The 21,326-nt window shown below is 67.1% G+C and carries 23 protein-coding genes; 6 read left to right on the plus strand and 17 right to left on the minus strand.

The window, feature by feature from the left end:
• Positions 1-115 precede the first annotated feature (115 nt).
• Positions 116-778: a phosphohydrolase gene (locus tag BLR99_RS12795; protein ID WP_011795867.1), complete on the plus strand. Its 663-nt coding sequence runs from the start codon at positions 116-118 to the stop codon at positions 776-778.
• 78 nt (positions 779-856) lie between these two features.
• On the opposite strand, the gene BLR99_RS12800 is transcribed toward BLR99_RS12795, so the two are convergent.
• The 3 genes from BLR99_RS12800 to msuE are packed head-to-tail and all read right to left on the minus strand — an operon-like array spanning position 857 to position 3,537.
• A complete protein-coding gene (locus BLR99_RS12800; protein WP_011795868.1) occupies positions 857-1,882 on the minus strand; it encodes a methionine synthase in 1,026 nt (341 codons plus the stop codon).
• A gap of 43 nt (positions 1,883-1,925) precedes the next feature.
• Positions 1,926-2,909, minus strand: a complete 984-nt coding sequence (locus tag BLR99_RS12805; RefSeq protein ID WP_011795869.1) for a DUF1852 domain-containing protein — start codon at positions 2,907-2,909, stop codon at positions 1,926-1,928.
• Positions 2,910-2,955: 46 nt separating this feature from the next.
• On the minus strand, positions 2,956-3,537 hold the full coding sequence (gene msuE, locus BLR99_RS12810; RefSeq protein ID WP_011795870.1) for an FMN reductase: 582 nt from the start codon (positions 3,535-3,537) through the stop codon (positions 2,956-2,958).
• A gap of 99 nt (positions 3,538-3,636) precedes the next feature.
• On the opposite strand from msuE, the gene BLR99_RS12815 reads away from it, so the two are divergent.
• Positions 3,637-4,551 carry a LysR family transcriptional regulator gene (locus tag BLR99_RS12815; protein WP_017438128.1) on the plus strand — a complete coding sequence of 305 codons (915 nt, stop codon included), beginning with the start codon at positions 3,637-3,639 and terminating at the stop codon, positions 4,549-4,551.
• A 181-nt stretch (positions 4,552-4,732) separates the two neighbouring features.
• Here the strand turns inward: BLR99_RS12815 and BLR99_RS12820 are convergent, their stop codons facing one another.
• Positions 4,733-5,467 carry an ABC transporter ATP-binding protein gene (locus tag BLR99_RS12820; RefSeq protein WP_011795872.1) on the minus strand — a complete coding sequence of 245 codons (735 nt, stop codon included), beginning with the start codon at positions 5,465-5,467 and terminating at the stop codon, positions 4,733-4,735.
• Between BLR99_RS12820 and BLR99_RS12825 the strand changes: the two genes are divergently transcribed.
• A complete protein-coding gene (locus BLR99_RS12825; RefSeq protein WP_228194007.1) occupies positions 5,466-6,530 on the plus strand; it encodes a M14 family metallopeptidase in 1,065 nt (354 codons plus the stop codon). The two genes, BLR99_RS12820 and BLR99_RS12825, sit on opposite strands and share 2 nt — an antisense overlap.
• A 21-nt stretch (positions 6,531-6,551) precedes the next feature.
• On the opposite strand, the gene BLR99_RS12830 is transcribed toward BLR99_RS12825, so the two are convergent.
• The 6 genes from BLR99_RS12830 to BLR99_RS23130 form a co-directional block, all read right to left on the minus strand.
• Positions 6,552-7,610, minus strand: a complete 1,059-nt coding sequence (locus BLR99_RS12830) for a class II aldolase/adducin family protein (RefSeq protein ID WP_011795874.1) — start codon at positions 7,608-7,610, stop codon at positions 6,552-6,554.
• Between the two features lie 35 nt (positions 7,611-7,645).
• Entirely contained in the window at positions 7,646-8,410 is a 765-nt protein-coding gene (locus BLR99_RS12835) for a class I SAM-dependent methyltransferase (protein WP_011795875.1), read from the minus strand.
• Positions 8,397-10,028 (minus strand): B12-binding domain-containing radical SAM protein, encoded by a 1,632-nt coding sequence (locus BLR99_RS12840; protein ID WP_011795876.1) that lies wholly within the window; start codon positions 10,026-10,028, stop codon positions 8,397-8,399. Before BLR99_RS12840 ends, BLR99_RS12835 begins: the two co-directional genes overlap by 14 nt.
• Before the next feature lie 9 nt (positions 10,029-10,037).
• Positions 10,038-10,730, minus strand: a complete 693-nt coding sequence (locus tag BLR99_RS12845; RefSeq protein WP_011795877.1) for an SDR family NAD(P)-dependent oxidoreductase — start codon at positions 10,728-10,730, stop codon at positions 10,038-10,040.
• A 246-nt stretch (positions 10,731-10,976) separates the two neighbouring features.
• A complete protein-coding gene (locus BLR99_RS12850) occupies positions 10,977-11,792 on the minus strand; it encodes an ABC transporter permease (protein ID WP_228194005.1) in 816 nt (271 codons plus the stop codon).
• 51 nt (positions 11,793-11,843) lie between these two features.
• Positions 11,844-12,011 (minus strand): hypothetical protein, encoded by a 168-nt coding sequence (locus tag BLR99_RS23130; protein WP_017438123.1) that lies wholly within the window; start codon positions 12,009-12,011, stop codon positions 11,844-11,846.
• A 199-nt stretch (positions 12,012-12,210) separates the two neighbouring features.
• Between BLR99_RS23130 and BLR99_RS12855 the strand changes: the two genes are divergently transcribed.
• Together BLR99_RS12855 and gloA are read left to right on the plus strand one after the other, a co-directional pair.
• The gene (locus tag BLR99_RS12855; RefSeq protein WP_011795879.1) at positions 12,211-13,020 is read left to right on the plus strand and encodes an SDR family NAD(P)-dependent oxidoreductase; all 810 of its coding nucleotides are present in this window, start codon (positions 12,211-12,213) and stop codon (positions 13,018-13,020) included.
• Positions 13,021-13,056: 36 nt separating this feature from the next.
• Entirely contained in the window at positions 13,057-13,473 is a 417-nt protein-coding gene (gene gloA / locus BLR99_RS12860; RefSeq protein WP_011795880.1) for a lactoylglutathione lyase, read from the plus strand.
• Between the two features lie 28 nt (positions 13,474-13,501).
• Here the strand turns inward: gloA and BLR99_RS12865 are convergent, their stop codons facing one another.
• The 7 genes from BLR99_RS12865 to BLR99_RS12895 all read right to left on the minus strand — a co-directional run bounded on the left by BLR99_RS12865 (position 13,502) and on the right by BLR99_RS12895 (position 20,061).
• Positions 13,502-13,714, minus strand: a complete 213-nt coding sequence (locus BLR99_RS12865; protein WP_041827473.1) for a hypothetical protein — start codon at positions 13,712-13,714, stop codon at positions 13,502-13,504.
• Between the two features lie 50 nt (positions 13,715-13,764).
• Entirely contained in the window at positions 13,765-14,418 is a 654-nt protein-coding gene (gene eda / locus BLR99_RS12870; RefSeq protein WP_011795881.1) for a bifunctional 4-hydroxy-2-oxoglutarate aldolase/2-dehydro-3-deoxy-phosphogluconate aldolase, read from the minus strand.
• On the minus strand, positions 14,409-16,262 hold the full coding sequence (edd, locus tag BLR99_RS12875; RefSeq protein ID WP_011795882.1) for a phosphogluconate dehydratase: 1,854 nt from the start codon (positions 16,260-16,262) through the stop codon (positions 14,409-14,411). Before edd ends, eda begins: the two co-directional genes overlap by 10 nt.
• 273 nt (positions 16,263-16,535) lie before the next feature.
• Positions 16,536-17,552, minus strand: a complete 1,017-nt coding sequence (locus BLR99_RS12880) for a TRAP transporter substrate-binding protein (RefSeq protein WP_011795883.1) — start codon at positions 17,550-17,552, stop codon at positions 16,536-16,538.
• An 85-nt stretch (positions 17,553-17,637) separates the two neighbouring features.
• Positions 17,638-18,918, minus strand: a complete 1,281-nt coding sequence (locus BLR99_RS12885; RefSeq protein WP_011795884.1) for a TRAP transporter large permease — start codon at positions 18,916-18,918, stop codon at positions 17,638-17,640.
• Between the two features lie 10 nt (positions 18,919-18,928).
• A complete protein-coding gene (locus BLR99_RS12890; protein ID WP_011795885.1) occupies positions 18,929-19,435 on the minus strand; it encodes a TRAP transporter small permease in 507 nt (168 codons plus the stop codon).
• Positions 19,432-20,061, minus strand: coding sequence for a gluconokinase (locus BLR99_RS12895; RefSeq protein ID WP_046059533.1), 630 nt, complete (start codon positions 20,059-20,061; stop codon positions 19,432-19,434). The genes BLR99_RS12890 and BLR99_RS12895 overlap by 4 nt, the downstream gene beginning before the upstream one ends.
• 144 nt (positions 20,062-20,205) lie before the next feature.
• Between BLR99_RS12895 and gntR the strand changes: the two genes are divergently transcribed.
• The gene (gene gntR / locus BLR99_RS12900) at positions 20,206-21,246 is read left to right on the plus strand and encodes an HTH-type transcriptional regulator GntR (RefSeq protein WP_011795887.1); all 1,041 of its coding nucleotides are present in this window, start codon (positions 20,206-20,208) and stop codon (positions 21,244-21,246) included.
• Positions 21,247-21,326: the final 80 nt, after the last annotated feature.

The raw sequence follows: 21,326 nt of genomic DNA on the forward strand, positions 1-21,326 counted from the left end.
CCGGCCACGCTCCCTAAGTAGATACGATGTATATTATGTCAAATCACGTTCGCACGATGGGCTATCCTGGCCGCCTCTACGATCCGGCTTCCCATCCAGCGACCCATCACAACCCATGCTTTCCAGCCTTCCCCGCGCCTGGATGCGCTTACCCTCCGGCGCCCATCTAGACCTGATCCATCCCGATCCCGGCGCCTGGACGGACATGGACCTGGCAGTACGGCTGTCCCGCACGGCGCGCTGGGGCGGCGAGTCGGCCTGGCCGCTGCCGCTCTCGGTCGCGCAGCACTCGTTGCTCGTGCTGGAATTGCGGCGCGCGGCCGCACCGGGTCCGCTGAGCCCGGACGAGGAATTGCTGGAAATCCTGCACGACGCGGAGGAAGGTTTTCTGGGGTTCGACTGCATCTCACCGCTGAAGGCCGTGCTGGGCGAGCCGTTTCGCGCGGTGGGCGACCGCCTCATGCAGGCGGTGGCGCAGCGCTACGCGCTGCCGGCCTGGACGGCGGACGGCCACAGGCTGCACAAGCAGGCCGACCTGGCGGCCGCCGCCAGCGAAGCCGTGCACTGCGTGGGCTGGACCCAAGCGGAAGTGCGCGACATCCTGCGCATCGATGCGCCCGTCATCGCGACGGATCCGCTGGCCGCCCGCCATGGCGGGACTCCCTGGGAGCCCTGGCCACTCGACGTGGCCGCGCAGCGCTTCTTGCACGCCCTGGAGGATGCCCTGGCCCGGCGGCGCATGGCCTGGCCCGGCGTTTCCCGGTCCCACGAGGCGTAGCGGGGCGGCTCCCCTCCCTCGCCCTTCTCCCCTCTTCCGCCCCGGACTGTCCGGCCGGGACAGCCCGTCGAACACGGGTCACGCCGCGGCCAATCGCTCCTTCGCCAGCTTCGCGCCCTCCGCCAGCGCCTGCAGCTTGCGCCACGCCACGTCGCGCCCCATCGGTGCCAGTCCGCAATTCGTGCAGGGGAACAGCCGTTCCTTCGGCACGAACTGCAGCGCGCGGCCGATGGTGTCGGCCACCTCCTCCGGGGTCTCGACCACGTCGCTGGCCACGTCGATCACGCCGACCATCACGTCCTTGCCGGCCAGCAGCTGCATCAGGTCGGGCGGCACGCGGGAGTGGATGCATTCCAGGCTCACCTGGTCGATGCGGCTCCGGGCCAGCGCGGGGAACACCGTCTCGTACTGGCGCCATTCGTCGCCCAGGGTGCTCTTCCAGTCGGTATTGGCCTGGATGCCGTAGCCATAGCAGATGTGCACCGCCGTCGTGCAGGTCAGGCCCTGCGCCGCGCGCTCGAGCGCCTGCACGCCCCAGTCGGCGGCGTCTTTCATATAGACATTGAAGGCGGGCTCGTCGAACTGGATGATGTCCACGCCGTCGGCCTGCAGGGCGAGCGCTTCCTGGTTGAGCAGTTCCGCGAACGCGAAGGCCATCTTCATCTTGTCACCGTAGAAGCGGTCCGCCACGGTATCGACGATGGTCATCGGGCCCGGCAGGGTGAATTTCAGCTTCTTCTTCGTGTGGGCGCGCGCGAGTTGCGCCTCGAAGGCATGCACGCGGCCCTTCAGGCGCAGGGCAGACACGACCTGCGGCACCATCGCGTCGTAGCGGTTGTCGCGGATGCCCATCTTCACCTTGTGTTCGAAGTCGATGCCCTCGACCTGCTCGAGGAAGCCGTGCACGAAATGCTGGCGCGACTGCTCGCCGTCGCACACGATGTCCAGGCCCGCGTCTTCCTGGGCCTTGATCCACAGCAGGGTCGCGTCGGCCTTGGCCTGGCGCAGCGCCTCGCCCTCGGCCCTCCACTGGGGCCAGAGCTTGTGGGTTTCGGCCAGCCAGGCGGGCTTGGGCAGGCTGCCGGCGATGGAGGTTTGGAACATCGGGGGAATCCTTTCAAGTAAAGAGAAATGGTCAGGGCTGCGTTCAGAGCGGGCAGGCGGCCGCCCATCGGTCCAGCACGTTCCTGTAGGGCTTGATGAAGTGCTCCTCCGCGAACTTCCCCTGCTTGACGGCCAACTGGCTGCGTTCGACCCGGTCATAGACGATCTGCGTCAGCGAGTAGTCCTGGTGCTCCAGGCTCGGTCGGTAGATCGCCCCGGCGGCCGAATTGGCGTTGTAGATCTCCGGGCGGTAGATCTTCTGGAATGTCTCCATGGTGCTGATGGTGCCGATCAGCTCCAGGTTCGTGTAGTCGTTCGGCAGGTCTCCGTGGAAGTAGAACGCCAGCGGTGCCACGCTGCCCGGCGGCATGAAGAAGCGGACCTGCATCCCCATCTTGGCGAAGTACCGGTCGGTCGAGGACAGCTCGTCCTGCAGGTACTCCACTCCCAGCACGGGATGCCGGTTGCCGGTCCGCCGATAGGTCCTGCTGGTCGATACGCTGATGCAGATGACGGGCGGCTTCGTGAACTGCCCGCGGTAGGTGTCCGAGTGGACGAACTGCTTGAACAGCTTTCCATGCAGGTCCCCGAAGTCGTCCGGCGTGCCGAATTCCGCGCGACCGGCGTTGTAGTCCGGCAGCAGGACGCTGAAGTCGTAGTCGCGGACGTACGAGGAAAAATTGTTCCCCGCGATGCCGTCGATGCGCCGGTTCGCCTGCCTGTCGAACATGCTGGTTTTCAGGATCTCGATCAACGGGAAGGTACCGTTGCCGCCGGTGGCGTCGATGTTCATTTCGACGGAGACGATCTCCAGTGCGACGGCGTAGCGATCGCCCGCCGGGTTGTCCCAATGCGCGAGGTCATTGAAGCGGTTGTCGATCATCCGCAGCGTGTTGCGCAGGTTCCGCCGCCGGTTCGCTCCCCGGGCCAGGTTGGCGAAGTTGGTGGTGATGCGCGTGCTGTCCGATGGCTGGTAGTCCTCATCGAAACAGATGCTCTTGAGCGTGAAATGGAGTTCTTGGTGCATCGCGGTTCCAGTAACCGGGTTCTTGGGGAATGGGCGGGTCCGTGCTTCAGGCCACGGCCAGTGCTTCGGCCGGACGCGGCCTGGCGAAACACGCCAGTTCCAGCAACGGCAATGCCCTTTCGACGGCCAGCCGGGCCCGCGCGATCAGGGCTTCGTCGCGAAGCCGGTAGTCCACGACATCCTTGTCGGTCGCATAGACGCCGAGCGGCAACGTGCGCGCCTGGAAGAAGCTGAACAGCGGCCGCAGCTGGTGGTCGATCACCAGCGCATGGCGTTCGCTGCCGCCGGTGGCGGCCAGCAGGACCGGCTTGTCGATCAGGGCGTCCTGGTGGATGAAATCGAAGAAGTGCTTGAACAGCCCGCTGTAGGCGCCGCGGTACACCGGTGTCGCCACCACCAGGGCATCGGCCTGCTCCACGGCCGCGAGCTCCCGCTCCACCGCATCGGGCAGTTCGGACCGGCGGACTGCACCCGCGAACTGCGGCGCGAGCCGGCCCAGTTCGACCAGATGCCGTTCGCACGGCAGCGCATGGGCGATCAGGTCCATCAGGTGCTTTGCCAGGATGGCGGTCCTGGAGGGAGATTGCAGCCCGCCGGAGACCGCTGCCAGACGAAGTGGGCGTGTCATTTCTTTCCTTCGTGTCAATGGTTCGGGCGGATGGTATGGGGCGGTATCAATGAAGTAAAATGGTTTTATTTCAACCATTCATGAATACGACTCATTGAAATGCTGGAGCGCATCCACCTCAGCATCGTCCGGCAGGTCGAGAAGCAAGGCTCGCTGACGGCCGCCGCGGGCGTGCTGAACCTCACCCAGTCGGCCCTGAGCCACAGCATGAAGAAGCTCGAGCAGCAACTGGGCACCGATGTCTGGCTGCGCGAAGGCCGCAGCCTGCGCCTGACGCAGGCGGGCCAGTACCTGCTGGCCGTGGCCAACCGCGTGCTGCCGCAACTGGAACTGGCCGAGAAGCGGCTGGGCCAGTTCGCGCAGGGCGAGCGCGGCGCGCTGCGGATCGGCATGGAATGCCACCCGTGCTACCAATGGCTGCTCAAGGTGGTTTCGCCCTACCTGACCGCGTGGCCCGACGTCGATGTGGACGTCAAGCAGAAGTTCCAGTTCGGCGGGATCGGCGCCCTCTTCGGCTACGAGATCGACCTGCTGGTCACGCCCGATCCGCTGTACAAGCCCGGGCTGCAGTTCGAGCCCGTGTTCGACTACGAGCAGGTGCTGGTCGTGGCCGGGGGCCACGCCCTGGCTTCGGCGGCCTACGTGAAGCCGCAGCAGCTGACCGGGGAAGTGCTCATCAGCTACCCGGTGGACATCGAGCGCCTGGACATCTACAACCAGTTCCTCCTGCCGGCCGGCGTCACGCCCCGGCGCCACAAGGCCATCGAGACCACCGACATCATGTTGCAGATGGTGGCCAGCGGCCGCGGCGTGGCCGCCCTGCCGCGGTGGCTGGTGGAGGAATACGCCGCCCGGATGGACGTGGTGCCCGTGCGGCTGGGTGCGCGCGGCATCGCCAAGCAGATCTTCCTGGGCGCGCGCGAGGCGGACACCGCCATCGACTACGTGCGGGCCTTCATCGAGCTGGCGCGCCAGCCTGCGGCCGCCACTGCGGGAAGAGCCTGGCGGCCATGAGACGATGCTGAGGGGCGCGTGCGGGATCCCTATGATTGCGCCACGCCACCGGTAATGCAGGTCGTTGTCGGCCTTGCCGGCGGTGACGCCGGCCCGCGGGCAGTACGGCTACGGCTCGCCGCGCCAGGCCTTTTCCATCGGGCTCCGCTGCGACGGGCGGCTCCCGCGCCATCGGCGCCGGCTAGGCCGCAGAGGCAGACAGCCTTATGTAGAGCTCGTCCAGGTCCGCGCAGTGGTATTGCTGCCTGAGCACCTCGGGCGCGCCATAAGCGACGACGCGGCCTCGCGCGATGAACAGCACTTCGTCGCACAGCTCGCCGATGTCGCGCATGTTGTGCGAGGCCAGCACGATCGTGGTGCCGCCGATCCGCTTGGCGTTGGCGATGGACGCCCGTACGGATCTGGCACTTACCGGATCCAGCGCCGCGGTGGGCTCGTCCAGCAGCACCACCTGTGGAGCGTTCACGAATCCCTTGGCAAGCAGTACCTTGGCCCGTTGACCGGCCGACAGCGTGTTGACGAACCGGCCCCCGAGCGACGGATCGATCCCGAAGTCGTTCATGCTTTGCTCCACCCGCTCCCGGACGCGATCCAGACCGTACAGGCGCGCGAAGAGCAGCAGCAGCTCCCGGACTTTCAGCCCGCCAGGCAGGTCCATGTACGCGGACATGAAATTGATTCTCGCCAGGACGTCCTTCGGCCGCTTCGCGATATTCTTTCCCAGGATCGTTGCCGTACCGCAGGTAGGCACGACCAGGCCCGCCAGCATGCACAATGATGTGGTCTTCCCGGCGCCGTTGTGGCCGATCAGTCCAAGGCACCTGCCGCTATCGACCTCCAGGTCGAGACCGTGGACGGCAACGTGGTTTCCATAGCGCTTTCCGAGTCCGCGCAACACAATAGGACGTATCGTCATGGTTTCCAATGGACTTTGCTTCGATGGCACCGCATCACACATGGCGCAGCACGGCCGCACCGTCTTTGCCCGGCTGCAGAGCCTGCCCGTGGCAGACCGGCGCTGGTTCCACTGGAGAATTTCCAGCAACCACTGCTTCGACCGTGTGGTCCTGACCAACGCGGGCGAGCTGCTCCTTGCGGAACCGACACCCCGCATGACCGTGGTGGCACGTCTGCCTGCGGGTGAATGGCGGAACCTGGACGGCCGGGCCATCGACCAGGACGGTCTGGCTTTCACTCTGGACAAGGAGACGAACGAGGTCGAGATCGCCCATTCGATCCCCTACTCCGCGCCCGCTGCCGCCACCACGGCGTGGCAGTGGGTTTTCGACAGGCCGCAGGAAGCCGACCTGCCAAGGATCTCCGTGCTCCGCGGAGTGGCCGGCCAGCCGGAGACCACCCATTGGATCGTCTGCAGGCAGCACCCCGTGGAAACGCTGGCTTCGCACTTCGCGGAGGCATTGCAGGCAAGAATTCAAGCCGACTGCCCCATGCCGCACTGGACATGGGCCGTCGTGCCCGTGGCCAATCCGGAAGGCTGCCGCCTCGGCACGTCCCGGCTGAACGGGCAAGGGATCGACATGAACCGGTGCTGGGGCGTGCCGGGGCAACCGAGGGAGGTAGGCCACCTGCTCGATGGCATGAGGGAATTGGGCTGCCACTTCTTCCTGGATGTCCATGCCGATGAGCAGTGCACGCAGCCCTACCTGCACCTGGGAGCGGCGAACGCGGCTCCTGCGTCGCCGGCGGCGCAGCGCGAGCGCGCGTTCAAGCTGGCGCTCGAACGTGCCCTCGGTGGTGTACCGCTCGCGACCTACGACGAAGCTCCAGGCAGGCTCACGCGTGGTCTGGGCGCCTACCACGTCCACGAAACCCATGGCTGCCCCGCGATCGTGCTGGAGATCCCGATGCAGCGGGACGTGATGGCCGAACCGCTCGCAAGCGACACGCTCGCCCGGATCGGTGAACTGGCCGATGGCGTTTACAGGGCGATCTGCGTCACCAGTGGTACGCACCGCTGAGACGTTCACGGACTGCGCGGCTCAAGGCGCCTCCCTGGGCAGACCATCCTGCTTGCGCGGCCCGCTCCGCTCGCAGCAGCGGGCGAGGAAGTCCAGCAACCGCGTGTCGGCTGCGGGGCCGCGGCCCCAGAACACTTCTCCGTGTTCTTCCATGATGACGAAGCCTTCGCCCTCGGCCGTGATCTGCTCGGAGAGGACGTCGCCCAGGGCCGGTTCGCCATAAGGCATCTCCGGCACCCGGCACCACTCGGCGTATGCGGCATTGCGTGTCCAGCGGTCGCTCGCATGCGTGTGGATGACGGCGGTCACATCGGCCCGTCTTTCCAGAAGCACCGCTGCCTCGACGGCATCGGAGGACGGGAGGAAATCGCCGACGTACCGGATGGCGTTGCGGGCGCGGTCATAGCCGGTCACCCAGGATATCCGCCGCAGATCCAGCCCATCCTTGTACGTCTTGGTGGCGGTGATCAGGAACCCCCCGCCGCGACGCACCAGGAAATAACCGTCCGAGGCCGACCGGTGGTAGAGGTGGTGCTCGTCGAACATGCGGGACGCCTGCTCGAAGAATCTGCGCTCGCGCGGGGTGAGTTCGACGCTCCCGGGCTGCCTTTCCGCCACATACTTGATGCGGACCGAGTCGCATACGCTGTTGTCCGCGATCTTCTGGTCGGACACCCAGGCACGCGATGCGTCGAAGCGGTCGGGCCGCAGAAAATTCACGCGATCCGCGTACCTGACCTTCGCCGCCTCGATCGTGTCGCGTATCGACAGCATCTCGGCCTCGTCCCTGTAGGCGAGTGCGATGCTGACCTGCATGTAGCTTTCGAGGTGGCGGGCGATGACAGGTTCGACTGTGGTGTCGAACGGCCTGTCGGCAACGATGATGGCCAGCGAATGGCGTACGTCGCGCGGTGGTGGCTGCCCGCCCTCCCCCAACAGGCAGGTGGACAATGAGAACCCGTATTTGTCGGAGTTCTCGAACAGCTTGTTTCGCAACTGCTCACGGCTGCCGTCGGCCGGGAACGCCGCGCAAACAACGACTTCGCTGCGATGCAGGGGCCTATCGTATTGGTATCGCAAGATTTCCTCCTTCGTGGTGGATACGGATCGCGGGATCAGGCGATCTTTCTGAAGACGGCGAGCAACGAGCCGGGAAACTCCTCGACCGTCAAAGGCGCCGCCGCGAACGCGACATGGGGCATGCCCCGGCAGGCGAACCTCAGAGACTCCTGCGTATGCAGGTGCTCCACCGATGTGAAGATCCGCGGCTCAGGGTGGTCATCCACCTCCAGCCGGACATCCATCTCCGCGATCCAGCCTTCTTGCCGGAGGCGGACCGGCCCGAACGGCCACTCGACGCTGCCCCGGGCACCGGAAGCCGTGTGGAAACGCCGGGTCTTGATGTCCAGGTCATCCAGGTGATTGAGGAATTTGCGGGGGTCATGCAGCTCTGCGACGAAGAGGCCGCCTGGGCGCAGGACGTTCGCGCAGGCCTGCAGCAGGGCCGCTGCTTCATCGTTCGAAAGGTAGCCCAGCGAATACCGCGGCGCGATGACGATGTCCATGGAGCCCGCCCTGACCTCCTCGGGCAGAGAAGGCAGGCGTGAGATCAGGTACCGCAAAGGCGCGACACCGGCAGCCAGCTCGGCCATCGCGGGAGCGCTGTCGATGGCGGTCGCCGCTCCGAAGCCTTCGGCAACGAACGCCCGGGAATGTTCGGCAGGCCCGGCGAAGAGCTCCAGGGCATGCAGGCTGCCCGCACGGCCACCGTGCATCTCGACGATGCGCCGGATCTGGGCCGTGAAATCGCGGTCTTTCGAGAAACGGGCATAGGCATCGGCGAAGGCGCCGTACAGTTCGTTGATGTCAATGGGCTGCATGGATCGGAATGGATTTTTGAGTGTGTCCCGTCCAGTAGCCCGCAGGGATGGGCGGGATGACATCGTCCCAGTACTCGGCGGGTTCGAGCTTCCGTACCTCCTGGCGGTAGTCCAGTTGGCTCGCGTGTTCCTCATAGGTGGCGAAGGCACACAGCGCAGCCGGCAGCAGCCGTTGGTAGAAGCCGCCGATGAGGTCGAAGAGTTCGTCTCGGGCGCTGTTGAGCGTGTCGAGCGTGAGCTCCCGCGCCCGTGCCTGCTGCAGGAAGTGCTGCATCGCTTCCAGGCAGAAATAGGGCAACACGCTGAACCAGTCTTCGATGCGCTGCTGATCGCCCTGCGTGCAATGCCGCCGCAGGCCATTGAGCGCCGTGACCTTTGCGCTCCACTCGTAAGCCAGCAGTCGATAGATCTCCATGAGTGGTTCCAACGCAGGATCGAAAACCGCTCCGCGCGCGGCAGGCGCCTTGATGGCGACGTCCAGCGCCGCATAGGTTCGCGGGGACATCGGCCGTGCATCCTCGGCCTTCCAACTGCTTTCGAAACTGAACGAGAAGAACGGCATGCCGAGGAACCGCTGGTTGCGCTCGTAGATTTCGGCGATGCGATCGAGGTTCAGGGCCAGGCTTTCGAGTGTTGTGTTCCGGTTGAACAGGATGAAGCTCAGGTCCATGTAGATCCCGCTGTCGGCCAGGTGGCGGATCGTGCGGCGAAGAATCTCCGAGGTGGTCTTCTTCTTCAGCACGGCGAGGTCCTCGTCGAGGAGCGATTCGACACCGATGAAGACACTCACCAGTCCCGCGCGCTTCAGCAACGCGAAGTCGCCGAAGTTCGACAAGGTGTCCGCTCTCGCATAGATCTTGAAGCCGATCGCAGGAAAGCTCGCCGCGATGTTCTCCAGCAGTTCGGAGATCCGCGGATAGTCGCGTTGATCGGCGCCGAAGAACTCCGAGTCGTTGAAGACGAAGTGGCGAACGCCGAGGTCGTAGTAGGCCCGGATGTCGGCCAGGACGTGTGGGACGGGCCTGCGCGTCCAGCGTTTCGGGTAGTTGACACCGGAGTTGATGAAGCAGAACTTGCAAGGGAAATGGCATCCCCGTGTTGTCTCGATCGAGGCCTTGACCCGAGGCAGATGGTCGGGTTGGACCGCCTGGGTGGGCAGATACGGCCTGAGCTGGAGATCACCGTCGAAGGCCGGGCCGTCATCAGGCATCCCGAGCATCCTGGCAAGCGACCGCTCGTCGTGGATCGATGTACGGAGCCGGTCCCCGAATGCGGTGCCGAGACGCTGGAACTCTCCATTATCCGGAAGCCGCCCTGTCTGCCCGTAGAGGATGACCTGCGCATCGGTCTGCTCCAGCAGGCCGCTGGCGATCCTCAATGCATAGAACACGTTGTCGCCCGTTTCCCGGCAGGAAACGACGTAGTGCGTCGCGGCAGAGGTTTCGATGATCTTCTGCAGGCTCAGCGTGCGATCGATGTGGAAATCGTAAACCCTGGGAGCCGCGCATCCCGTCGCATCCAGGTAGCCGAGCCAGTAGGAGATGATGGCGTCCTCCCGCACGTCGAGATCGTTGTACCGATAGGTGTGCGGTGGACGGATGATGGCGATGTTCGGCATGAAATCCTCCTAGACGTCGGTGTCCTCGATGGCCGGGACGACGAGCTCCTTCACCAGGGTCGGGTCGTCCAGCGAGAGAATGCAGCGGATCAATTGGTAGATGTCGTCCGGCGGTATGCGCGCCGGGTGGGACGACTGGCCGCTCTGGTCACTGCGGATCGATCCCGGGGAAAGGCAGGTGACATGCAGGCGCAACGGCCTTCCCTGTTCGCGCAGCGAGTGCGTCAGGCCTCGCAACGCGAACTTGGACGCGACATATGCACATGACGTGCTACCGGAGTTGTCGAGGCCGCTGGTTGACCCGATAAGGAAATAGTGGCGCCGGCGAGGTGGTGTTGCAGCGCACAGCGCGAGCAACCGCTGGCCGATGATCAGCGGTGCCGTGATGTTCGTGGCGACGATGCCGCGAACCTCCTGTTCCGAGGCGCGCTCGAAGCCTTGCTGCTCCCAGATGCCCGCCACATAGATGATGCAGTCATAGTCGGCCCGCTGCATGTCGGCGGTCACCGACGCCAGTCCCGCCTCCTGCGTGAGATCTGCAGTCAGGATGCGTCCGGCCTGCTCGGCCTCGCTGCCGTCGAAGCGCCTGGCGACGGCGGTCACGGCATGGCCGTCCGCGCCGAAGGCGCCCAGCAGGCTGCGGCCCAGGCCGCGGGATGCTCCGAGAATCAATACCTTGTTCCGGTCAGGGGGTGTCTTCATTTTTCAAAGCCTCGCGCAGGGTGGCATTGGCATGCCGTTCGATTCGACGGTGCGTCTGAGCAGATGGCAGTCCACTCGCTGGTCTCGTGCCGTACGGTACGCAGAGCGGAATTCCTGGCACGGATGCCGAGCAGGACCGGTCGGCGAAATGCGAAATCCGGCCGGTCGCAGGATTCGGCAAGGGAGCGCACGCGCCGCCCACCGCTGGACAGGCCCCATGCCCGGTCGGGATGGTGCAGACTGAAACTAGTCAACGGGGCCTCCGTCCAGCAATCCGCTTTTTCGGGTGTTCTCGAACATCATGAGAAAGAGCGCCAGGCCGATGGCAAGCCAGGCACTGGCGGTGGCAGCGACCAAGGACAGGGTGCCGCCCATGATGGACCCCGTGGCGAGCAGCTCTCTGACGCAGTCGAAAACGTAGGTCGTCGGCAGCAGTGCGGACACCCATTGCAGCCCAAGGGGAAGCGCGGAGGTGGGATACAGGACGCCGGACAGCGGGGCAAGCGTCAGTACCAGCGCCCACGAAAGGATCTCTGCGGCGATGCCCCAGCGCAGGATGACGCCGGACATGATCAGGGAGACGGCTGCCGAGGACATCAACGCGAATACGGTCACCACCAGCACGGAGCCGCGCAGGTCGATGTAGTCCGACCAGCCTGCTCCCAGGGCGACGGCCACGGCAATGCCGATTCCGAGCACCGCGCGCACGAGTCCCACGATGAAACATCCGAACATCATTTCCAGCGGCGTCAGGGGCGTTGTGAAGAGCTGCGGCAGAGCGCGGCCCCACATCTCCGTGAACAACGACATGACAGTGCCCTGCTTGAACCTGAAGATGATTTCCCACATGAGGTAGGAAACGAGCAAAGTGCTTCCCAACGTGGGCAGGGACTGGGCGCTGAGGTAGTTCTTGAAGATGACCCACTGCATCAGCGTGGCGGTAGGCATGTACACGGACTCCACCAATCGTGGCCAGGACCGCAGCAGCACCACCAGGTGGCGCACGCTGATGGCAGCGATGCGCATCAGCGATGCCTGCAGGGGGCGCATGGTCGATTGCACGGATGTGGTGGATGGATGAAAGGGATGGGGTTGGCCCCCATCCCGGCAGGCTTACGGCCCGGTGACGACGTCAACGAAGACGTCGGTGACTTCGCGGCGCGTCTGGGCGTCCAGTTCTGCCTGCAGCTGCTGGGTGGCCTGTGCTACGTCGGATGCAGCCAGCGCACGGCGCAGGGCACGCTCGACCAGGTCGTCTTTGGAAACCAAGCTAGTGCTCATACGTTTGCTCCTTTCGGTTGGAAAAACACCCCGATGAATGGGGCGTGGCCAGTATGGATACGAAAAGGGCGCCCGCTTACTGTCGTGTTGAGAGCGAACGTTATGCATACCATTCGCCATCTCGATGAACCTGGAACGGATGGCGCCGCCCGGCATGGGATGCACCATGCAGTGCGATGCCGCCCGCTAACATCGCGCCATGCACAAAGCTCATACGCACTCTCACGTTCCCGGCGCGGTTTCCTTCGGCCACGCCGACCGCATCTGCATCGTCACCGGAGGCGCCCAGGGCATCGGCGAAGCCTGCGCGCGGCGCTTCGCCCGCGAAAGCGCACGGGTGGTCGTCGCCGACGTGGACGACGCGCGCGGCAGCGCCCTGGCGGCGGAGCTTCCGCAGGCGCTGTACGTGCACTGCGATGTCGGCGACAAGGCCCAGGTGGATGCGCTGGTCGCCCGCGTGCTGGAGGCCCACGGCCGCATCGACGTGCTGGTGAACAACGCCGGCATCTTCCGGTCGGCGGATTTCCTGGAAGTGAGCGAGGAGGACTTCGACGCGGTGCTGCGCGTGAACCTCAAAGGCTCCTTCCTGGTGGGCCAGGCGGTGGCCCGTGCGATGGTGGCGGCGGGCCGCGGGGCCATCGTGAACATGAGCTCGGTGAACGGCGTGCTGGCCATTCCCACGATCGCCAGCTACAACGTGAGCAAGGGCGGCATCAACCAGCTCACGCGCGTCATGGCCCTGGCGCTGGCCAGCCGCGGCGTGCGGGTGAATGCGGTGGCGCCGGGCACCATCGCGACGGAGCTGGCCACGCAGGCCGTGCTCACCAGCGACGACGCCCGTGCCCGCATCATGAGCCGCACGCCCATGGGCCGGCTGGGCGAGCCTGCGGAAATCGCCGACGTGGTGGCCTGGCTGGCCAGCGATGCCGCCAGCTATGTGACGGGCGAGATCGTCACGGTGGACGGCGGGCGCATGACGCTCAACTACACCGTGCCCTTGGGTGGCTGAGCGCCGGGTTTTCGATCTCGCGGCACAATCGGCGGCATGCGATTCCTCCACACGATGCTGCGCGTTGGCAATCTCCAGCGCTCGATTGATTTCTACACCCAGGTGCTCGGCATGCAACTGCTGCGCACGTCCGAGAACCCCGAGTACAAGTACTCGCTGGCGTTCCTGGGCTTCGACGGCGGCAACCCGGGCCAGGCCGAGATCGAACTCACCTACAACTGGGGCACCGAGAGCTACGACATGGGCACGGCCTACGGCCACATCGCCCTGGGCGTGCCGGACGCCTACGCGGCCTGCGAGAAGATCAAGGCCGCTGGCGGCAACGTCACGCGCGAGGCCGGCCCGGTCAAGGGCGGCACGACGGTGATCGCCTTCGTGACGGACCCGGACGGCTACAAGATCGAGCTGATCGAACGCAAGAACGACGTGGGCGCGGGCACCGGCCTGCGCTGACGCGGACTTGCGCGGCCGGCCGCGCGTGTCACGGTGCGTATCCCGCGTCCACCGCCGGAGGCCGCAGCAGGTCCGCATTGACCCCCATCGCCTCGCTGGCGCGCTCGACCGCCTGCCAGAGCGGCGCCGGCATGCGCAGGATATCTTCGGGCGAATCGGCCTGGGCGATCCAGGCGTCGATCTGGTGGTGCTGCTCGGGGGTAAGCAGCTCGAGGTTCAGCATCTCGTCGATGGTTTTCATGGCGCCAGTATCGCCAACCCCGCAGGTTGGCGATATTTCCTTTCCTGCCGTCAGCGTGCCGGACGCAATGCCGTGGCGGCCCGGGCCAGTTCGGTGATGCGCGCCCAGTCGCCAGATGCCAGCGCGTCGCCGGGCACCAGCCACGAGCCGCCCACGCAGGCCACGTTGCCCAGCGCCAGGAAATCCGCCGCATTGCCCGGCTGGATGCCGCCCGTGGGGCAGAACACCACGTCGCCGAAGGGGCCCTGCCACGCCTTGAGCATGGCGAGGCCGCCGGCCTGAACGGCGGGGAAGAACTTCAGGGCGTTGAAGCCCTCTTCCTGCGCCATCATGATCTCGCTGCCGGTGGCCACGCCGGGCAGCAGCGGCAGGCCGAGATCGCGGCAGGCGCGGCCCACGGCGGGCGTGAAGCCCGGGCTCACGGCGAAACGCGCGCCCGCCCGGGCGGCGGCCTGCGCATCGGCCGCGCTGCGCACGGTACCGGCGCCGACCACGGCCTCGGGCACGTCCTTGGCGATGGCTTCCATGCAGGCCAGGGCCTGGGGCGTGCGCAGCGTCACTTCCAGCATGCGGATGCCGCCGGCCACCAGAGCGCGCGCCATGGGCACGGCGTGCGCCACGTCGGTCAGCACGATGACCGGGATCACCGGCGCGTCGCGCATCACGTCCTGCGCGGTCAAAGCATTGCGTTCGTTCACAGCCATGTGCAGGCTCCCTCTTCCGCGCTGAGCGCATTGCGCCGGAATCCGGCAAACAGTTCGCGGCCCCAGCCGTGGCCGTCGGCACGGGCCAGTTCCTCGGGCTGGTTGGCCGGCACGCGGGCCGCCCATTCCGCCGGTTCCACCAGGGCATTCAATGTACCCGCCACGGCGTCGAGCCGCACGATGTCGCCATTCTGCACGCGCGCCAGCGGCCCGCCTGCCAGAGCCTCGGGCGAGACGTGGATGGCGGCCGGCACCTTGCCGGAGGCGCCGCTCATGCGGCCGTCCGTGACCAGCGCCACGCGGTAGCCCTTGCCCTGCAGCACGGCCAGCGGCGGCGTGAGCTTGTGCAGCTCGGGCATGCCGTTGGCGCGCGGGCCCTGCCAGCGCACCACGCAGACCAGCCCGTGCGACGGGTGGGCTTCGCAGGCCCGGTCCAGCTCGCCGGCCTGGAAGGCCTGCTGCAGTTCGGCCTGCGAGGCGAAGACGCGCGCGGGCGCCTCGATCACGTGGTGGTCTTCGGGTACGGCGGACACCTTGATCACGCTGCGGCCCAGGTTGCCTTCGAGCAACTTGAGCCCGCCGACCGGGCTGAACGGCGCATCCGCGGGGCGCAGCACGCCGTCGTCGCCGCTGGCACCGATGGGTGCCCAGGAGAGTTTGCCGGTGCCGGGGGCCGCGGCATCCTCCACCGGCAGCCGGGTGTATTCGCGCAGGCCGCCGGGCCGCACGGTGAGTACGTCCTCGTGCATCAGGCCGGCGTCCAGCAGTTCGCGGATCACGTAGCCGGGGCCGCCGGCCGCCTGGAACTGGTTCACGTCGGCGCTGCCGTTGGGATAGACGCGAGCGAGCAGCGGCACCACGGCCGAGAGCGCCGCGAAATCGTCCCAGCCGATGGCGATGCCCGCGGCGCGGGCCACGGCTACCCAGTGGATCAGGTGGTTCGTGGAGCCGCCCGTGGCGAGCAGCGCCGCCATGGCGTTGACGATGCAGCGCTCGTCCACGATGCGGCCGATGGGCGCGCACGGCGCACCCGGCTGGCCGAGCACGGTGCGGGCGGCCTCACGCGTGAGTTCGGTACGCAGCGCCTCGCCGGGGTTCACGAAGGCGGTGCCGGGCACGTGCAGGCCCATGGCTTCCATGAGCATCTGGTTGCTGTTGGCCGTGCCGTAGAAGGTGCAGGTGCCCTCGCTGTGATACGCGGCGGATTCGGCGGCCAGCAGTTCGTCGCGGCCGACCAGGCCCTGCGCGGCCTGCTCGCGCACCTTGGCCTTGGCGCTGTTCGAAAGGCCCGAGGTCATCGGCCCGGCCGGCACGAACACGGTCGGCAGGTGGCCGAAGTGCAGTGCACCGATCAGCAGGCCGGGCACGATCTTGTCGCACACGCCGAGCATGAGCGCGGCGTCATAGACGTCGTGCGAGAGCGAAACGGCCGTGGCCATCGCGATCACGTCGCGGCTGAAGAGCGACAGCTCCATGCCCGGCGTGCCCTGCGTGACGCCGTCGCACATGGCCGGCACGCCGCCCGCCACCTGGGCCGTGGCACCGTGCTGGCGGGCCACCTCCTTGATCATGTCGGGGTAATGGCGCAGCGGCGCATGGGCCGAGAGCATGTCGTTGTAGGCATTGACGATGCCGATGTTGCGCGCGCGCTCGGCGACGACGCGGAACTTGTCGTTGCCGGGCATGCCCGCGAAGGCGTGGGCGACGTTGGCGCAGCCCAGGCGGTCGGCGCCGCGGTCGCGCTGCGCATGGAAATCGAGCTGGGCGAGGTAGGCGGCACGCGTGGGCGCGCTGCGCTCGCGGATGCGTTCGGTGACGGAATGGACGGTATCGTGGAGTGGCATGGCGGTGTGTGGGGCGGTGCCTTGCAGGATCGACGTGGAAAGGAGCGGAAAAGGCGCGCGGGCTGCTGGAGCGGCCGCCAGGCCGGAGCACGGTGCCGGCCGGTAGCGCGGCGCCTATGACGGAAATCGTACGCCTTCCGTATGACCTGGGAGTGTAGGCCGAGACGAGGGCCGCGGACGCGTACGGTCGGGTTCGGCCGAATGAGGCCCTGTCCTGCCGCCTGGCGTGCGCTGCTGCCCCGACAGCGCACGCGCCTCCTCTGCCTTCGCGCCTTACTGGCCGCCGCGGGCCTGCTGGACGGCGGCCTGCACCGCGTCCCAGGTCTCCTGGCCCACCGACTTGGCGATGCCGGCGTTCACCGACGTGAGCTTCTCGCGCATGCGGTTGGCCTCGGCCGCGGGCAGTTCGTTGACCTGCATGCCCTTGGTCTTCAGGTCCGCCAGCGCCTTGGCGGCTTCCTCGCGCGTGTCCTTGCGTTCGAAGTCGCGGCTCTTCGCGGCGGCGTCCTGCAGCACCTTCTTCTCGGCCGGGCTGAGGGTATCCCACCACTTCTTGCTCACCGTGACGATCCACGGGCTATAGACATGGTTGGTGACGGTGAGGTACTTCTGCACCTCGTAGAACTTGCTCGACACCACGGTGTTGAACGGGTTCTCCTGGCCATCGACGGCGCGCGTCTCCAGTGCGGTGAAGAGCTCCGAGAACGGCAGCGGCACGGCGTTGGCGCCCAGGGCCTTGAAGCTGTCGAGGAAGACGTTGTTCTGCATCACGCGCAGCTTGATGTCGCCCATGTCTTCCAGCCTGGTGACGGGGCGCTTGCTGTTGGTGAGGTTGCGGAAGCCGTTCTCCCAATAGACCAGGCCGACCATGCCCTTGGGTTCGAGCTTGGCCTTCACCTTCTCGCCGACGTGGCCGTCGAGCACCGTGTCGGCTTCCTTCACGTTGGCGAAGAGGAAGGGGGTGTCCCACACGGCCATCTCGGGCACGATGCCGACCAGCGTGGCGGTGGAGCCGACCATCATCTCCTGCGCGCCGCCGATGAGCGCCTGCTGCATCTGCGTGTCGGAACCCAGCGAGGCGTTGCCGATGGCGCGCACCTTCATCTTGCCGCCCGTGGCCTTCTCGACTTCCTGGGCGAAGAAGCGCACGGCGCGCCCCTGGTTGGAGTTGTCCACCAGGCCGTAGCCGAAGCGCACGATGCGCGGCTTGAAGTCCTGGGCCTGGGCGACGGACGCGCCGCTGGCGGCGATGGCGGCCACGAGGGTGGCGAGGGCGAAACGGATGCGCATGGTGTTTGTCTCCTGGAATAAAACGGGAAAGCAGCGAAAAACAGGGGAAAGCGGATCGGCATGAACGATGGACGGCATGCCGGGCTCAATGCAGCCAGCCCAGCGGCGCGGTGATCATCTGCGGGAAGATCACGAACAGGATCAGCAGCAGCACGTACACCAGCAGGAACGGCGTGGTGCCGCGGATGACGGTCTCCATGCGCAGCCGGCCCACGCCGGCCACCACGTTCTGCACCGTGCCCACGGGCGGCGTGATGAGCCCCACGCAGCCCACGTAGATGAACATGAAGCCGAAGTACACCGGATCGATGCCGGCCTTGACGGCGAGCGGCACGCACACGGGGCCGAAGATCAGGATGGTGGGCGTGAGATCCATGGCCGTGCCGACCACCAGCAGGAACACCATCATCAGCGCCATGAACAGCATGGGGTTGCCCATGACGCCCGCGAAGCTGTCGGCCAGCAGGTTGGGCAGGTCCGCCAGGGTGATCATGTAGGCCGTCACGGTGGCCGCGCCGCAGAGGAACATCACCACCGCGGTGGTCTTGCCCGCGGCGAGGAACACTTCGTAGAGCCGGCCCCACGTCATCTCGCGATAGACGAACATCGAGACGATGAGCGCGTACACGGCGGCCACCACGGCGGCCTCGGTGGGCGTGAAGATGCCGCCCTTGAGCCCGCCGAGGATGATGACCGGCATCATCATGGCCCAGAAGCTGTGCAGCAGCGCGCGCATCCGCGCGCCCCAGGCCACGCGCTCCATGGCCGGCAGCCGGTGCCTGCGCGCGATCCACCACCAGGCGAGGATGAGGAAGGTGCCCATCATCAGCCCGGGGAACACGCCCGCCAGGAACAGCTTGCTGATGGAGGTGTTGGTGGTCACGCCGTAGATCACGAACGGCATCGAGGGCGGAATGATCGGCGCGATGATGCCGCCCGAGGCCAGCAGGCCGGCGCTGTAGCTGGACGGATAGTTCTGCTGGCGCATCATGGGCAGCAGGATGGTGGCGAGCGCTGCCGTGTCGGCGATGGCCGAGCCGCTCATCGACGCGAGCAGCACCGCCGCGCCGATGGCCACGAAGCCCAGGCCGCCGCGGATGTGCCCGACGAAGGCGCGCGCCAGGTCGATGATGCGGCGCGAGAGCCCGCCGGCGTTCATCAGTTCGCCGGCCAGGATGAAGAACGGCACCGCCAGCAATGGGAAGTTGTCGAAGCCCGCCTGCAGGTTCTGCGCGAGCAACTGGGAATCGAAGAAGTCCAGGTGCCACATCAGGGCGACGCCGGTGAGGATCAGCGACTGGGCGATCGGCATGCCGATGGCCATGCCGCCGATCAGCACGCCGAGAAAAATCAGGGTCACGACCATGGCCGCTCCTTCACTCGATGGTGGCGTCGCCGCCCGCATCCTCGCCGGCCGGCCGGCCGCGCACCAGATCCAGCACCAGTGCCGCGAGCAGGCCCGCCGCCAGCACCAGCGTGGCCGCCGCGCCGAGCGCGAGCGGGTAGCCCAGCACGGTGCTGTAGCTCTCCATGCCGGCCACCACCTGCGCCCACGATCCCTTGAGCAGCAGCACCATGCAGAGCGCCACGAGGGTCTGGCTCACCCAGAACAGCGCCTTGCGCGGCGCACCCGAAAGGCGCGTGGTGAGCATGTCGAAACCCAGGTGCTTGCCCTCGAACGCGGCCACGATGGCGCCCACGGCCACCAGCCAGACGAACAGCAGGCGCGAGATCTCTTCGTACGACACGATGCTCGTGCCGAACGCATAGCGCAGCACCACGTTCACGAACACGGCCACGACCATGCCGGCCAGGGCCAGCACCATGAAATGCTCCGCGAAGCGCTGGAGCGCGGGTTTGTCGCGCGCGGGGTGGTCGTTCATGCGGTGTCTCCGGAAGGGGCCGGCGCGCAAGGGGCGCCTGGGGCGTGGGGGAATGGCGCGGCAGCCTCTGCGCCGCCGTCGCCGTGCAGCCAATGCGCGATGGCGGCACCCAGGTCGTGGATGGGCCGCGTGGCGTCCAGCGCGAGCACGCCGGGTTCGCCTCGCGGCGATTCCAGCGTGGCGAACTGGTTGGCGACCAGCGTGGGCGAGAAGAAATGGCCCGGCCGGTGGCTGACGCGCGCGAGCGCTTCGTCGTAGTCGAGTTCCAGGAACGCGAAGCGCAGCCCGGGCGCGGCGGCGCGCAGGTGGTCGCGGTAGCGGCGGCGCAGCGCCGAGCAGGTCAGCACGATGCCCCCCTGCCCGACAGCATCGGCGGGGTGCACGGCGTGCGCCAGAAGATGGGCGAGCCGGTCCAGCCAGCCGGCCCGGTCCTCGTCGGTGAGCGGCTGGCCCGCGCGCATCTTGGCGACGCTCTCGGGCGAATGGTAGGCATCGCCTTCGTGCAGGGTCCAGCCCAGCAGCGCAGCGGCCGCGGCCGCGACGCTGGATTTGCCGCAGCCTGACACGCCCATCACGACCACCGCAGGCAGTGGCCTGCCTTGGATAGCGCTATCCGTTGAGTTCATAAAAATCGCGGACGCTTCCCGGGGAAGCCTGCCGCGTCGTCTCCGTCGAATGAATGAGGTCAATCGCCTTGCCCTGTCGTTAACCCTGAGCAAGATAGCGCTATCCTAGAACACAATGGCGGCCAGACCGATCCGGATTAACCCTTGAACGATTCCGCCCTGCCCCGCCCCCGACGGGCCCGCCGCGCCAGCGGCCGCGTCACCCTGGACGACGTGGCCCGGCTCGCGGGCGTGAGCCCGATCACCGTCTCGCGCGCGCTGCGTCGCGAGCGCAGCGTGGACCCGGCCCTGGCCGAGCGCGTGCAGGCCGCCGCGCAGCAACTGGGCTACGTGCCCGATCCGGCAGCGCGCGCCCTTGCCTCGCAGCGCAGCACCCAGGTGCTCGTGCTGGTGCCCATGCTGTCGAACACGCTGTTCGTGGACCTGCTCGAGGCCGTGCACCGCACGCTGTTCCCGCAGGGCTTCCTGCCGCTGATCGGCGTGACCCACTACGATGCGGCCGAGGAAGAGGTGCTGCTGCGCACCTACCTGCCCCACCGGCCCGCCGGCCTGCTCGTGACCGGCTTCGACCGCAGCGAGGCCGCCCGCCAGCTGATCGCGCGCAGCGGCGTGCCGTGCGTGCACCTGATGGAGACCAGCGAAGCGCCGGGCGTGTACTGCGTGGGGTTTTCGCAGCTGGAGGCGGGCGCCGCCATCACGCGCCACCTGCTCGAGCGCGGCCGGCGGCGCATCGCGTTCTGCGCCGCCCAGCTCGACCCGCGCACGCTGCAGCGCGCCGAGGGCTACCGCCGCACGCTGCGCGAGGCCGGGGTGTACGACCCGCAACTGGAAATGCTGAGCCCCGAAGGCTCCTCCATCGCGCTGGGCGCGCGCCTCTTCGAGGAAACGTTGCGGCGCGCGCCGGACGTGGATGCGATCTTCTTCTGCAACGACGACATCGCGCAGGGCGGCCTGCTGGCCGCGAGCCGCTGTGGCGTGCCGGTGCCGGAACGGGTGGCCGTGGCCGGCTTCAACGACCTGGCCGGCAGCGACCAGATGGTGCCGCCCCTCACCACCGTGCGCACCCCGCGCGGCGAGGTCGGCCGCGCCGGCGCCGCGATGCTGCTGGGACTGATGCACGGGACACCGCCCGCACGGCACTGCGTGTCGCTGGACTTCGAACTGGTCGTGCGTGGCAGCACCTGACGGCGCGGTCCGTGCTGCCTGAGACAAAGCCCGGCGAACCGGGCGGGGATGGGCAGGATTTCGCCGGGGCCGCGGAGCGG

The sequence above is a fragment of the Paracidovorax citrulli genome, assembly GCF_900100305.1.
Lineage (GTDB): Bacteria > Pseudomonadota > Gammaproteobacteria > Burkholderiales > Burkholderiaceae_C > Paracidovorax > Paracidovorax citrulli.

Excerpts from the sequence above, each read along its gene's own strand:
- BLR99_RS12795 (WP_011795867.1), top strand. The coding sequence starts at position 116 with ATGCTTTCCAGCCTTCCCCGCGCCTGGATGCGCTTACCCTCCGGCGCC.
- BLR99_RS12800 (WP_011795868.1), bottom strand. The coding sequence starts at position 1,882 with ATGTTCCAAACCTCCATCGCCGGCAGCCTGCCCAAGCCCGCCTGGCTG.
- BLR99_RS12805 (WP_011795869.1), bottom strand. The coding sequence starts at position 2,909 with ATGCACCAAGAACTCCATTTCACGCTCAAGAGCATCTGTTTCGATGAG.
- msuE (WP_011795870.1), bottom strand. The coding sequence starts at position 3,537 with ATGACACGCCCACTTCGTCTGGCAGCGGTCTCCGGCGGGCTGCAATCT.
- BLR99_RS12815 (WP_017438128.1), top strand. The coding sequence starts at position 3,637 with ATGCTGGAGCGCATCCACCTCAGCATCGTCCGGCAGGTCGAGAAGCAA.
- BLR99_RS12825 (WP_228194007.1), top strand. The coding sequence starts at position 5,466 with ATGGTTTCCAATGGACTTTGCTTCGATGGCACCGCATCACACATGGCG.
- BLR99_RS12820 (WP_011795872.1), bottom strand. The coding sequence starts at position 5,467 with ATGACGATACGTCCTATTGTGTTGCGCGGACTCGGAAAGCGCTATGGA.
- BLR99_RS12835 (WP_011795875.1), bottom strand. The coding sequence starts at position 8,410 with ATGCAGCCCATTGACATCAACGAACTGTACGGCGCCTTCGCCGATGCC.
- BLR99_RS12840 (WP_011795876.1), bottom strand. The coding sequence starts at position 10,028 with ATGCCGAACATCGCCATCATCCGTCCACCGCACACCTATCGGTACAAC.
- BLR99_RS12845 (WP_011795877.1), bottom strand. The coding sequence starts at position 10,730 with ATGAAGACACCCCCTGACCGGAACAAGGTATTGATTCTCGGAGCATCC.
- BLR99_RS23130 (WP_017438123.1), bottom strand. The coding sequence starts at position 12,011 with ATGAGCACTAGCTTGGTTTCCAAAGACGACCTGGTCGAGCGTGCCCTG.
- BLR99_RS12855 (WP_011795879.1), top strand. The coding sequence starts at position 12,211 with ATGCACAAAGCTCATACGCACTCTCACGTTCCCGGCGCGGTTTCCTTC.
- gloA (WP_011795880.1), top strand. The coding sequence starts at position 13,057 with ATGCGATTCCTCCACACGATGCTGCGCGTTGGCAATCTCCAGCGCTCG.
- BLR99_RS12865 (WP_041827473.1), bottom strand. The coding sequence starts at position 13,714 with ATGAAAACCATCGACGAGATGCTGAACCTCGAGCTGCTTACCCCCGAG.
- eda (WP_011795881.1), bottom strand. The coding sequence starts at position 14,418 with ATGGCTGTGAACGAACGCAATGCTTTGACCGCGCAGGACGTGATGCGC.
- edd (WP_011795882.1), bottom strand. The coding sequence starts at position 16,262 with ATGCCACTCCACGATACCGTCCATTCCGTCACCGAACGCATCCGCGAG.
- BLR99_RS12880 (WP_011795883.1), bottom strand. The coding sequence starts at position 17,552 with ATGCGCATCCGTTTCGCCCTCGCCACCCTCGTGGCCGCCATCGCCGCC.
- BLR99_RS12885 (WP_011795884.1), bottom strand. The coding sequence starts at position 18,918 with ATGGTCGTGACCCTGATTTTTCTCGGCGTGCTGATCGGCGGCATGGCC.
- BLR99_RS12890 (WP_011795885.1), bottom strand. The coding sequence starts at position 19,435 with ATGAACGACCACCCCGCGCGCGACAAACCCGCGCTCCAGCGCTTCGCG.
- BLR99_RS12895 (WP_046059533.1), bottom strand. The coding sequence starts at position 20,061 with ATGAACTCAACGGATAGCGCTATCCAAGGCAGGCCACTGCCTGCGGTG.